Annotated in this window: 9 protein-coding genes; 4 read left to right on the forward strand and 5 right to left on the reverse strand. The window is 46.1% G+C overall.

Translation table 11 applies throughout. From position 1 onward, the window contains the following. Window positions 1-91: 91 nt before the first annotated feature. The 4 genes from LT679_RS11585 (at window position 92) to lnt (ending at window position 5,911) form a co-directional block, all read left to right on the forward strand. Entirely contained in the window at window positions 92-2,473 is a 2,382-nt protein-coding gene (locus tag LT679_RS11585; protein ID WP_232177750.1) for a TonB-dependent receptor, read from the forward strand. Window positions 2,474-2,598: 125 nt separating this feature from the next. Next, window positions 2,599-3,324 (forward strand): YebC/PmpR family DNA-binding transcriptional regulator, encoded by a 726-nt coding sequence (locus LT679_RS11590; protein ID WP_232177751.1) that lies wholly within the window; start codon window positions 2,599-2,601, stop codon window positions 3,322-3,324. A gap of 14 nt (window positions 3,325-3,338) precedes the next feature. Continuing rightward, window positions 3,339-4,013, forward strand: coding sequence for a 16S rRNA (cytidine(1402)-2'-O)-methyltransferase (gene rsmI / locus LT679_RS11595; protein ID WP_232177752.1), 675 nt, complete (start codon window positions 3,339-3,341; stop codon window positions 4,011-4,013). A 254-nt stretch (window positions 4,014-4,267) separates the two neighbouring features. Further along, the gene (gene lnt, locus LT679_RS11600) at window positions 4,268-5,911 is read left to right on the forward strand and encodes an apolipoprotein N-acyltransferase (protein WP_232177753.1); all 1,644 of its coding nucleotides are present in this window, start codon (window positions 4,268-4,270) and stop codon (window positions 5,909-5,911) included. Here the strand turns inward: lnt and LT679_RS11605 are convergent. From LT679_RS11605 to LT679_RS11625, 5 genes are read right to left on the reverse strand one after another with little or no spacing between them, the layout of a single operon-like run. Further along, on the reverse strand, window positions 5,883-6,746 hold the full coding sequence (locus LT679_RS11605; RefSeq protein ID WP_232177754.1) for an N-acetylglucosamine kinase: 864 nt from the start codon (window positions 6,744-6,746) through the stop codon (window positions 5,883-5,885). The genes lnt and LT679_RS11605 overlap by 29 nt on opposite strands. Continuing rightward, complete coding sequence (locus LT679_RS11610) at window positions 6,743-7,123, reverse strand: response regulator (RefSeq protein WP_232177755.1); 381 nt, start codon at window positions 7,121-7,123, stop codon at window positions 6,743-6,745. The genes LT679_RS11605 and LT679_RS11610 overlap by 4 nt, the downstream gene beginning before the upstream one ends. 40 nt (window positions 7,124-7,163) lie before the next feature. Next, window positions 7,164-8,477 (reverse strand): TolC family protein, encoded by a 1,314-nt coding sequence (locus tag LT679_RS11615; RefSeq protein WP_232177756.1) that lies wholly within the window; start codon window positions 8,475-8,477, stop codon window positions 7,164-7,166. An 8-nt stretch (window positions 8,478-8,485) separates the two neighbouring features. Continuing rightward, complete coding sequence (locus tag LT679_RS11620; RefSeq protein ID WP_232177757.1) at window positions 8,486-11,611, reverse strand: efflux RND transporter permease subunit; 3,126 nt, start codon at window positions 11,609-11,611, stop codon at window positions 8,486-8,488. Further along, window positions 11,608-12,684, reverse strand: a complete 1,077-nt coding sequence (locus tag LT679_RS11625; protein ID WP_232177758.1) for an efflux RND transporter periplasmic adaptor subunit — start codon at window positions 12,682-12,684, stop codon at window positions 11,608-11,610. The genes LT679_RS11620 and LT679_RS11625 overlap by 4 nt, the downstream gene beginning before the upstream one ends. Window positions 12,685-12,788 lie beyond the last annotated feature (104 nt).

Raw genomic sequence — 12,788 nt, forward strand, 5'->3', positions numbered from 1 at the left:
ATGAATTTATTTAGATTATTTCTAAATAAAGGTTGACAATGCTATGATATTTACTTTTCTTTGCGGCTGATTTAGACTTATTCCAAATAAAATGAAAAAACTTTTTACCCTATTTACAATCTTACTCGCATTTGCTTCAGCTTTTGGCCAGCAGCAATATGGCAGTGTAAGTGGTACGGTAACCACCCGCGACGGGAGTCCGGCCGTTTATGTTTCTGTTGGTGTTAAAGACCACGGGAACGGCAGCATGACTAATGACAGAGGCCAATATCGTATCGGCCGTTTAAGAGCAGGCACTTATACCATTGTTGTTTCTGCCATCAACCTGGGCAAACAAGAAAAGGAAGTTGTTATTAAAGCAGGCGAAAACACCGTCGAAAATTTTGTGCTTGACATCAACAACGCGCAGCTACAGGAGGTGGAGATCAAGGAAAAAAATAACAAACTTAAAATCGACAATCCTTCGTCTTCATTACGCCTGAACGAGCCGGTGCTTGAAGCTGCGCAGAACATCCAAATCGTATCAAACACCGCGTTGCGCGATCAGCAGATCATCAGTATGAGCGACGGCTTGATACGTAACGTGAGCGGTGCCGTACGCCTGGAGCACTGGGGCGACCTGTATACCAACATCACCATGCGTGGCTCGCAAATACAGGCTTTCCGTAACGGTTTCAATGTAGTAAACTCCTATTGGGGACCGTTAACTGAGGACATGAGTTTTGTTGACCACATCGAGTTTGTTAAAGGCCCGGCAGGTTTCATGGTATCAAACGGTGATCCGGCTGGTTTATACAACGTGGTAACCAAAAAACCTACAGGACAAGAAAAAGGTGAATTTACGTTAACCGCCGGTAGCTTTGGTTTATATCGCAGCACGCTTGACCTGGACGGTAAGCTGAGTAAAGATGGCAAATTTTTATACCGCTTAAACCTGGCCGCTCAAAAAAGAGGCTCACACCGCCCTTATGAAGATAACAATCGCATTGTTATCGCGCCGGTAGTTTCTTATCAGTTTGATGATAAAACGAAATTGACTGCAGAATATACTTACCAAAATGCCCGCATGACCAACGTAGGTTCATACTACGTATTTGGTACCGAGTATGCCAAATATCCGGTTGATTTTACACAATACCAGCCAGGACTGCCTCTAACTAATATCAATGATCATAGCTTATTCCTAAAATTAGACCATAAGCTTAGTGATAACTGGAATTTTGCCGCAGAGGCATCTTATTTTAACTATGGCCAAAACGGCGCTTCAATGTGGCCCGACTCTGTAAAAGGCGACAAGATTTACCGTTACGTAGGTTTGTGGGACGCGAAAAGCGAGATGACCATGGCACGCGGTACCTTAACCGGCGACATTACTACAGGCGCTGTCCGTCATCGCATTTTAGGTGGTATTGACGTAGGCACTAAAACTTATTTTGCCGATTGGGGCCAATCGCACTCGCTTGATACGCTGAGCGCCCCTTTCGATAACCTAAATCCTAATTATGGCACGCCTTCTAACGGCTTCCCGGTTTGGGATCGTACACAAAACCTGGAAGCCCGTGCGGTAAAAGCCGGTGGTACGCAAAACCAGGAATATGCCGGCTTTTATGCTCAGGATGAATTAGGCTTTCTGGATAACATGATCCGCTTAACAGTAGCTGGTCGTTACACCTATGTAAAACAAAGCTCATTTGGCGGCGCTCCTCAAAGTGCTAAAAAATTCACCCCCCGTTTAGGTTTAAGCGTCTCAGTTGATAAGCAAACTTCGGTATATGGTTTATATGACCAGGCCTTCACACCACAAGCCGGTGCAAGGTTGATAAATGGCGGTACAGTTAAACCGATAACCGGTAACAATATTGAATTTGGTATTAAGCGCGATTGGTTTGGCGGCCAGTGGAACACTACTGTTGCCGTATACCAGATCACCAAGAACAATGAAGCTACGCCAACTTCAAACAGTACTCCGGGCAACCCTATCAGCATGTTGTTAGGCCAGCGCCGTGCCAAAGGCTTTGAGTTTGACTTACGTGGCGAAATTGTATCAGGCCTGACCCTGACAGCCAACTACGCCTACACCGACTCAAAAGTTACCAGCGTTGGCGATGTTACCGATGGTTCTGTAAAAGTTGGTGATGTTGTACCAGGCTTTTCAAAACACACTATTAACGGCTGGTTAAACTACAAACTGCAAAGCGGCCCGTTAAAAGGTTCGGGGGTATCAGCTGGTTTTACCGGTTTGCTTGATCGCGCTACCGATACCTGGAGCCCGTCAACCGTGCGCCTGCCTGACTATTTTAAAATTGATGGCGGCCTGTTTTGGGAAGGCAGCAAAATGCGTATCAGCGCTAACGTGTACAACGTTGCCAATAAATATCTGTACAGTGGCTCATACTACAGCTGGCTAAATGCCTACTACTGGCAAACAGAAGCGCCGCGTAACTACCGCGTTACGGTTTCATACCGTTTCTAATCTGATCAATTTTTAACACGGCCCCGGCATTGCGCCCGGGGCTTTGTTGTTTATTACAAACCCACATAAATAACTATATTTGCACGCAAAAAACTCCTGTATTACAACAGGCTTTTATATATACCATGGGAAGAGCATTTGAATTCCGTAAAGAGAGAAAATTTAAGCGCTGGGCCAAAATGGCGGTGCAGTTTACCCGTTTAGGCAAAGAGATTGTGATGGCAGTAAAGGCCGGTGGCCCTAATGTTGAAACCAATTCGCGCCTGCGTACCGCTGTGCAAAATGCCAAAGCCGTAAACATGCCTAAAGACAGGGTTGAAGCCGCTATTAAACGCGCCTCAAGCCGCGATGAAAAGGATTACGATGAGCTGGTGTATGAGGGCTATGCTCCGCACGGCATTGCTATATTGGTTGAAACGGCTACTGATAATACTAACCGCACGGTTGCCAACGTACGCAGCTACTTTACCAAACATGGTGGTACGCTGGGTAAAACCGGCTCGCTTGATTTTGTATTCAACCGCAAATCGGTATTTACATTTGAGCCGGGCGACCGAGATCTGGAAGAACTGGAGTTTGAACTGATTGACGCCGGTTTGGAAGATTTATTTGTGGAGGCTGACGAAGAAGGAAAAGATATTGCTGTTATACACACTGCTTTTGAGGATTTTGGCAAGATGCAGAAAGCTCTTGAGGAGCTGGGCATCGAAACCAAATCAGCTAAACTGGAGCGTATACCGGTTACTACTGTTGATGTAACCGAGGAACAAGCCGTTGACGCGCTTAAGATAGTTGACAAACTGGAAGAAGATGACGACGTACAGGCCGTTTACCATAATATAGCGGGCTAAGCCTGCATAAGCATATGACAGGTAAGCTTTTTTTAGTCCCCACACCCATAGGTAACCTGGAGGACATTACCCTCCGGGCTTTACGTGTACTCAAAGAAGCTGACCTGCTGCTTGCTGAAGATACCCGTACTTCGGCACCGATGCTCAAGCATTTTGATATCCATCAAAAGGTTTTTGCACATCATCAGCATAACGAGCACCAGTCATCAAACGAGATCATCCGGTTTTTAAAGGAAGGTAAAAATATCGCCCTTATATCAGATGCCGGTACACCCGCTATATCCGATCCGGGATTTTACCTGGTGCGAGAGGCGCTTAAACATGACATAGCCATTGAGTGCCTGCCCGGTGCCACGGCTTTCGTCCCTGCGCTGGTGAACTCCGGTTTCCCTACGGACAGGTTTTGCTTTGAGGGATTTTTGCCGTTAAAAAAAGGGCGCCAAACGCGCTATAAATTTTTAGCTAACGAGGAGCGCACCATTATACTGTATGAGTCGCCGCACCGTTTAATTAAAACGCTTGACGAAATGGCCGAGCATTTTGGTGCCGACAGGCTGATCTCCGTATCGCGCGAGTTGACCAAGATGTTCGAGGAAACGGTACGCGGTACAGTAACCGAAGTAAAAACACATTTTGAAACGCATACCGTAAAAGGTGAGTTTGTAATATGTGTTAAGGGGAAGGAGTAATAGCCCTCTTATAAAAAACTCCTTGTCATATCGAACGAGGAACGAGGAGAAACTGTCGTTTTGCCAAGAACGCAGAGAGATTTCTCGCTATCGCTCGAAATGACAAACGTAAACATAAGCGTCATTGCGGGGTACGAAGCAATCTCTTCAGGATGTTGTTCTTCAGACAAGTCGCTCATTGATTGCTTCGTACCCGTTAATGAAGGAATATATCAGCCAGGCAACAATAAAGCTAACTAACCAGTAGCATCTCCATGAAAAAAAATATACTCCTTTCCATATTATCAGGCCTGTTACTTTGGATAGCCTGGCCGCCCACATCATATACCACATTTCTGCTATTTGCAGGCTTTGTGCCTATGCTGCTCGCAATGGAAAACATCATCCAATCAGCAACTGCTAATAAAGGCAAAAAGCTGTATTGGACAACCTTTCTGGGGTTCTTTATATGGAACACCCTATCCATATACTGGGTTTACAATTCATTGAAAGACGCCGGTACAGTTGCGGCGGTATTTATAAGCCTGGTGCCTTACTCATTAGGTCCGTTGCTTATGTCTTTGGCTTGCTGGTTATATTACCGGGTACGCCTAAAAATGTCACGAGGTAAGGCGTTGACCGGTTTGGTTATTTTTTGGATGGGATATGAATACCTACATCAAACCTGGGATTTAAATTTCCCGTGGATGACCTTAGGCAATGGCTTCGCCGTATCGCATAGTTGGATTCAATGGTACGAGTATACCGGCGTTTATGGCGGCACCATTTGGATATGGATTATAAACATTCTGCTGTTTTTGATTTACATAAGCTTTGCGGAAAATATGAACGGCAAAGCACGGCTGAAATTAGGAGCTACTGCATTGGCCATTTTGTTGTTGCCCCTATCTTTTTCGCTATACAGCTATTACAACTATCAGGAGCAGAAAAACCCATCGAATATTGTGGTAGTGCAACCTAATATTGACCCTTACGGCAAATCAGGCAATATACCCCATGCTGAGCAATTGAGGATATTAACCCACCTGTCTGATTCGCTGGCGCAACCGAATACGGAGTATTTTATATGGCCCGAAACCGCTCTTGCCGAAAATATGGATGAGGATGCTATCCGCCATAACCTACAGTTTGAAAAGGTGCAGCAGTTCATCAGCAAATACCGTAATGGTAACGTGTTAACAGGCGCCGAAACCCATAAATTGTACAACACCCGTAAAACTACTTCAGCACGTCCGGCAGACCCAAAGGGAACGTTGTTTTTTGATAGCTTTAATACGGCCTTAAATATTGAAAATTCTGCACAGGTACAGATATACCATAAGTCGAAACTGGTACCCGGCGCCGAGGAGTTACCTTTTGAAAATTACCTTTCATTTTTGAAGCCGGTGTTTGAGCACCTGGGCGGCAGCACCGGCAGTTACGGCAAGCAGGCCGAGGCAGGCGTATTCTATTCGCAAAGCGGTATAGGCGTTGACCCGGTTATATGTTATGAATCCATCTGGGGAGAGTACGTGGCGCAATCCGTGAAAAAAGGCGCACAATTCATTGCCATTATCACCAATGATGGCTGGTGGGAAAACACATCAGGCAAAGATCAGCACCTGGATTATGCCAAGCTACGTGCTATTGAAACCCGGCGTTGGGTAGCGCGGTCTGCCAATACGGGTATTTCGGCGTTTATTAACCAGCGTGGCGATATAGTGCAGCATAGCGGCTGGTGGGTGCAGTCCGCGCTTAAGCAAGACATCAATCTTAACTCCGATTTGACATTCTATGCCCGCTTTGGCGATTACCTGCCAAAAGCAGCAAGCCTGTTAACAATTATCGGAATATTTTACGTAATTTTTAATCTTAAATTTAGGAAGCGAATCAATCCAACTGCTCCTGTTCTCGGGTAAGTACAAAGTCGAGCAAATCATTTATTGGCTGCTTAATTATCTTACCTGTTTTGATGTTGTTTTCAGCCAGCAAAGCTGTTAGCTCATCGGCAAATACAAAAGCTACCGAGCCAACAAAATGGCATTTGTAGCGATGATGCTGCGGATAAGGTTTAATGTTGGTATCGATAAAATCCTGCAACAATCGCCTGATCAGGTCCTGTGCATAATCCGTTGTGCGTACTTTGTATAAAAAACGGGTGAATGAGGCGAGATATGAGTTTGGCTTAGGCATGCGGTACACATTTTTAATCACGCTCGCCTTGGTCAACTTATAAGTATCCTTAAATAACGTATGTACTTCTGCAGGCATGTTACCATACAGGTAATCGGTTATCAGCGCTTTACCAAAGGCTGTTCCTGATCCCTCATCGCCCAAAACGTAGCCAAGCCCGTGTTGCCCTTCGTGGATATCGGTACCGTCAAAAAAAGAAATATTTGACCCAGTACCCAACACACAGCAGAGCCCCTTTTCGTGGCCGCAGGTAGCATAGGCTGACCCTAAAAGGTCGCTGTCCACACTTACATAAGCATCCGGAAAAAGTTGGCTCAAGGCATTTGATACAATCTCATGCCGGTCAGGACTGGAACATCCCGCTCCAAAAAAGTATATTTCTTTTATATCGGGTGCATAGCTAAGCAGGCTTTCGGCCTGGCTTTGCATGATCTTTACGATCTCCTTTTCCGATAAAAAATATGGGTTTAGTCCGTCGGTTTTAAATGGTTTGGGGTCCTTACCCGGAATAGCCAATAGCCAATCCGTTTTTGAGGAACCGCTATCAGCAACTAATATCATGTACAAATATCCTCGAGTACCTGGAAGGTAAGCGGCTTATGAATAAATTGTGTTATGTATTTATTATCGGTTGATTTACGGATATCCGTCGGGTCGAGCGATGACGAAAGCATATATAATTTGATGTTATCTTTATCGATACCCAGCTTATCATACTCCTGCAAAAACTCAAACCCGCTCATTACAGGCATGCGTATATCCAAAAATATCACATCGGGTTTTACCTTGCCATCCCTGAGCGCGTCAATAGCCTCTGATGGCGACTGGTATACCACTATCTTTTCAGCAAAGTTTGCCGACTCCAACATTCTGGTCGTAACGAAATTATCGATGTAATTATCGTCAATCAATAAACATAATTTGAAAGGGGCAAACATTAACCAAATTTAATGTTTTAAAATAATATCTTATAAATTTTTATTTAATATCTACCCTGTTAGTCAGCTGTTTCAACGTTATTTCGGCCAGTTTTGATTGATATTGCGCGGCCGAAAAGCGCGATTGCGCATCCAGGTAAGCGCGTTGAGCCTCACGTATTTCCAGCGGGGTTATATTGCCCAGGCGGTATTTTTCAAGCGAGAGTTCCAGGTTCCGTTTAGCCAGATCCTTATTGGCTTGCCCTATCTTGATCAACTCAAGCCCCGAAGCATAACTGATAAAAAAGTTGCTGATAGTTGCCTCTATATCCTGCTGCCTTTGCTTAAAATTCAGTTCGGCGTTTTGTATCTCCAACTTTGCATTGCGTTCGCGCCGCCATTGGTTAAAGCCATCAAAAATGTTTAATGAGGCGGTTACACCATAATTAAAGCCTCGCGCGTTTTGCACCCTGGCAAAACCGGCCGGGTTCCTGCTATCACTTATAGTATAGCCCGATGTAACGGCAATTTGCGGATAACGGGTAGCTTTCACCTGCCGCAAATTTATTTCGGCTAAACGCTTATTAATCTGCCCGGCTAATATCGCCGGGTTTTGGGTTTGTGCTTCATTAATAATATCAGCAAGTTTCAGGCTCTCGTCAACAATAATAGTATCAGCCACCACAAATTCGGTTTGTACATCCCGAACCAATAACTGGTTGAGCTGAATTTTGGTGTACCTGAACTGCTGTATCTGGTTTATTAAGTTGGCGGTATCTAAATTGGCATTTACAAGCGCGGTGTTAAGCTCCAGCCGCGACGCGCTGCCCACCTGGTACCTGTCATTGGCATATCGCGCCTGCGTGCGCGAGGTTGATAGTACGCCATTCAGCGCCCTGATCTGCGCGTCCTGGCTTATTAAACTGTAATAGGTAGTTATTACATTGGCTACCATGCTTTGCACTGTATCGCGTAAACGAAGCTGGCCTAATTTATCCAGTTCCTTTAACTCATCATAATTGGCAAACATGGCAAAACCGTCAAAAATAGTCCAATCGAGGTTTACGCCATAGGTAATACCGGTGTTACGTGCATTAGTAATGTTATTTATGGTGCCATCGGCACGTGTTTGCCGGGTGGTTTGTATACTGTTGCTTGAGGTTACATCAGCAGTAACAAACGGCAACATGCCTGCATTACCAACACTTACATTGTTTTTGGCTATAGCGGCGTTGTTTTGCGATAGCTTAATGTTAAAATTATTTTTCAACGCTAACTCCACTGCTTCCTGCAACGTAAGCTTAGGCGGCGCCTGCTGTGCAGTTAACCGGGCTGCACACAGTATGAATAAAAACAATAAACCTAATCTTTTCATCGTAATCATTACAGGTTCTCTATAAGTTTAGGTTGATGTATGGGTTCCTCTTCGGGTTCGTGGTCAGGGTCGCGGCGCTTTTTAGGTGCCATAATGAGGTACATGGTAGGTATGACATACAGCGTGAGTATCAATGAGAACAACATGCCCCCCATAATAACAATTCCTAACGAAACGCGGCTTTTTGCACCCGCTCCCAGTGCAAAGGCAATAGGCACCACACCTAAAATAACGGCTAAACTGGTCATCAAAATCGGGCGCAGGCGTGAGGTTGCGGCTTCAACAATGGCCTCATATTTTGACACGCCGTGCTCCATACGCTGGTTGGCAAATTCTACGATCAGGATACCGTTTTTAGTTACCAGGCCCACGAGTGTAATGATACCTATCTGCCCGAAGATATTATAGGTTTGATCAAAAAGCCATAAGCAAAGCATAGCACCGGCCAAAGCCATTGGTACGGTAAACATAACAATCAACGGATCAAGGAAACTCTCAAATTGCGCGGCAAGCACCAGGTATATAAGCACCAGCGCAAAGCCGAACGCGAACAGAATGCCCGAACCACCTTCGGCATAATCTCTTGAAGGGCCGCTAAGTGCGGTGCTAAACGTAGGGTCGAGATATTTTTTTGCGATGCGATCCATTTCTTCCAAACCGTCACCAATGGTTTTACCCGGTGCCAGCCCTGCCTGTACCGTAGCCGACTTATAACGATTAAAGTGATAGATGGATGGCGGCGCAGAACTTTCGGCAACCTGTACCACGTTATCCAACTGCACCAAGCTGCCGCGCGCGCTACGCACGTATACCGATTTCATATCAAGCGGCTGATCGCGGTTAGCACGGTCAACCTGTGCTATTACCTCGTACTGTTTACCGTTCATTAAAAAGTAATCGAGCCGCCCGGCACTGTAATAAAGTTGCAGCGTTTGCGCGATATCGGCTACCGAAACTCCCAGGTCGCGCGCACGGTCACGGTCGGTATTTACCCGTAATTCGGGCTTGGTGAATTTCAGGTTAACATCGGTACCCTGAAAAACGGGGCTGCGTTGTACTTCGGCAAAAAAGTCGGGCAGTACCTTACGGATCTTTTCAAAATCCTGGTTTTGGATAACATATTGCACCGGCAATGAGTTACGGGCGCCGCTACCGCCGCCGCTTATGGTTTGCTCCTGCGATACAAGGGCACGCGCATCGGGCATTTTAGCAAGCTTGGCGTTGAGCCAGTCGGCAATTTCCTGCTGCGATCGTTCCCGCTCGTCGGGCAGCACCAAGCCTATCCTGCCAAAACCTGAGTTGGCAGATCCGGCCCCACCACGTGACGGCGAAATGACCTCCAGGTTAACATTGGCTTCGGGTATGGAATCGGTGATCAGCTGCGCCACCTTATCCATATACTTGGTCATGTACTCATAAGTAGCGCCCTCCACGGCGGTAACGTTATAGCGCAGCATGCTGCGGTCATCCAACGGGGCAAGTTCTGACGGGATGGTTTTTGATGTCAGGAAAAACACAGCGATGCCTACAGATGCCACCAATACCGCCACGGCTACCCATTTACGTTTCATAAAGTTGATCAGCGTTTCAGTATAGCCACTGGTCATCTTTTCGAAGAACGGCTCGGTTTTTAAGTAAAAGTTTGATTTCTTCTGATCCTTACGTATCATGATCACGCTCAGCATTGGTGTTAACGATAGCGATACAAAAGCTGATATCAGCACAGCACATGCTACCACCACTGCAAACTCACGGAACAAACGCCCGGTAAACCCTTGCAGAAATATAATGGGAAGGAACACCGCAGCAAGCGTTATTGAGGTTGATATAACCGCGAACAATATTTCTTTTGAGCCCTCGAAAGCGGCTTTACGAACCGCCATGCCTTCTTCAATCTTCTTAAAGATATTTTCGGTTACCACAATACCATCATCCACCACTAAACCGGTTGCCAGTACAATACCCAGCAGGGTAAGTATGTTGATAGAATATCCAAGGGTATACATTACAAAGAACGTACCTACCAGTGACACCGGTATATCAATCAGCGGACGGAAAGCAATGAGCCAGTCGCGGAAGAAAAGGTAGATGATGATTACCACCAGTATGAACGACAGGATCAGCGTTTCTTCCACCTCTTTGATAGATTGCTTGATAAACTTGGTATTATCCATCGTTACCTTAAGCTGAATATCCGGCGGCACATCCTTTTTGATCTGCTCCAGGCGGCGGTAAAATTCGTCGGCTATCTCCACGTAGTTTGCGCCGGGCTGCGGCACCAGGCCAAGGCCTACTTTGGGTACGCCATCCTCCTTAAGTGCGGTTTGCTCGTTAGATGAGCCTAAAACGGCGTAACCAATATCGCGCAAGCGTATCACCTTGTTGCTATCGGCACGGATGATCATGTTATTAAAGTCATCCTGCGTGCGTAATTTACCAATGGCACGTATGGTAACCTCAGTGTTATTGCCCTCCAGTTTACCGGCAGGCAGCTCCACGTTCTCCTGCGCGAGCGCTGTGCTGATATCAGTAGCGGCAAGCCCCATTGCCGTTAGCTTGTTGGGATCGATCCACAAACGCATAGCATACTGGCGCTGACCTAAAATGTTGATGGAGCTTACTCCGGGGATAGTCTGCAAAGCCTCCTGAAGGTCGTTCTCCGCGTAATCATTTATTTGCATAATGTTACGCGTATTGCTGCTTACAATCAGGGTGATAATATTGTCGGCATTAGCATCGGCCTTGGTAACCACCGGCGGCGCGTTGATATCCTGCGGTAGCTGGCGCTGTGCCTGCGATACCTTGTCGCGCACGTCGTTGGCAGCGGTTTCCAGGTCGGCGTCCAGGTCAAACTCTACGGTAATATTGCTTGAACCTACCGAACTGGTTGATGATATGTTACGGATTCCCTGCACGCCATTAATAGCTTTTTCGAGCGGCTCGGTTATTTGCGATTCTATAACATCCGAGTTAGCTCCCGAATAAGAAGTGGATACGGAGATGATCGGCGGATCGACAGAAGGAAAATCGCGCACGCCCAGGTAACGGTAGCCCACAATACCAAATATCACAATGGTTACCGACATTACGGCCGCCAGTACCGGCCTTTTTATACTTACCGACGATAAACTCATTTCTTCACCACCTTTTGTACCTTAACAGGCGCTTTCTGCCTCAACTGTATAATGCCCGATACAATTACGCTGTCGCCATTTTTAAGACCTTCGGTAATCTCAATCTGCGTATCGGTACGCAAACCTGTTTTAACTTCGCGCTGTACCGACATTCCGCTATCCACTACGAAAACATAATTGGTTTTTATATCCGGAATTACGCTTTGCGTTGGCACCATAAAGGTTTTAGGTATCTGGTTTAGCGCTAGGCTTATTTTTGCGAAGCTGCCTGCGGTAAGTTCGTTATCCGGATTGGCAGCCCTTGCACGCACGGTTATTGTACGCGAGTTTACATCAACCGAAGGCTCGATGGCATAAACCGTAGCATTATATGTTTTTGAGGCACTCTCGGTAGTAAACTTTACTTTGTTACCCACCTTAACCAACGAAAGGTATTTTTCAGGAACCGAAAAGGTAAGCTTGGCCGGATCAATGTTTACCAGCGTAGCTATTGGCGTTTGCGGCGATATATAACCACCCGGGCTAATATTACGCAAACCAATAGTGCCGGAAAATGGCGCCCTTACTTCGGTGCGTTTTATTTGTGCGTTTATAGCATCGCTTTGTGCTTTAAGCGCATTGTATGACGCCAGCGAGGTTTGGTATTCCTGCTTGCTTATCGCTTCCTTTTCAAAAAGCTGGCGGTTGCGGTTTTCGTTTTCGCGGGCCAGCGTTACATTGTAGTTATTTTGTGCCAGCGACGCCTGCAGATCCTGGTTATAAATTTTCACCAGCAGTTGTCCCTTTTTTACACGGCTGCCCTCGTTAAAATAAATGCCGGTTACATCTCCCGATGCCTGGGCAACCAGGTTTACCTGCTCATTAGCGCTTATAGTTCCGGTAATATCAATAACGGTATTAAGGGTGGTATCATGAGCCAGCAAAACGTTAACCGGCACTGGTCCGCCCTTACGGCTTCCCTTAGCTCCGCCTGCGCCTTCTTTTTTCGACGCCCCTTCGCCAAAAAACTTGTTGTACAATAAATAGCCTACCAGCAGTACCAGCAGGGTATAAATAATATATCTGATCTTCATAATTTACAATGTGCCTCAAAGGCTTAGCGAAAGTTGATATTGAGGCTGTTCCATGTACCAGAATACCTCCGGCAAAATAATCGCAATTGGCGCATAAAAGGTTT

The organism is Mucilaginibacter roseus, assembly GCF_021215455.1.
Taxonomy (GTDB): domain Bacteria; phylum Bacteroidota; class Bacteroidia; order Sphingobacteriales; family Sphingobacteriaceae; genus Mucilaginibacter; species Mucilaginibacter roseus.

What these genes read in the sequence shown, in the direction of transcription:
- LT679_RS11585 (WP_232177750.1), top strand. Translation starts at nt 92, where the DNA reads ATGAAAAAACTTTTTACCCTATTTACAATCTTACTCGCATTTGCTTCA.
- LT679_RS11590 (WP_232177751.1), top strand. Translation starts at nt 2,599, where the DNA reads ATGGGAAGAGCATTTGAATTCCGTAAAGAGAGAAAATTTAAGCGCTGG.
- rsmI (WP_232177752.1), top strand. Translation starts at nt 3,339, where the DNA reads ATGACAGGTAAGCTTTTTTTAGTCCCCACACCCATAGGTAACCTGGAG.
- lnt (WP_232177753.1), top strand. Translation starts at nt 4,268, where the DNA reads ATGAAAAAAAATATACTCCTTTCCATATTATCAGGCCTGTTACTTTGG.
- LT679_RS11605 (WP_232177754.1), bottom strand. Translation starts at nt 6,746, where the DNA reads ATGATATTAGTTGCTGATAGCGGTTCCTCAAAAACGGATTGGCTATTG.
- LT679_RS11610 (WP_232177755.1), bottom strand. Translation starts at nt 7,123, where the DNA reads ATGTTTGCCCCTTTCAAATTATGTTTATTGATTGACGATAATTACATC.
- LT679_RS11615 (WP_232177756.1), bottom strand. Translation starts at nt 8,477, where the DNA reads ATGAAAAGATTAGGTTTATTGTTTTTATTCATACTGTGTGCAGCCCGG.
- LT679_RS11620 (WP_232177757.1), bottom strand. Translation starts at nt 11,611, where the DNA reads ATGAGTTTATCGTCGGTAAGTATAAAAAGGCCGGTACTGGCGGCCGTA.
- LT679_RS11625 (WP_232177758.1), bottom strand. Translation starts at nt 12,684, where the DNA reads ATGAAGATCAGATATATTATTTATACCCTGCTGGTACTGCTGGTAGGC.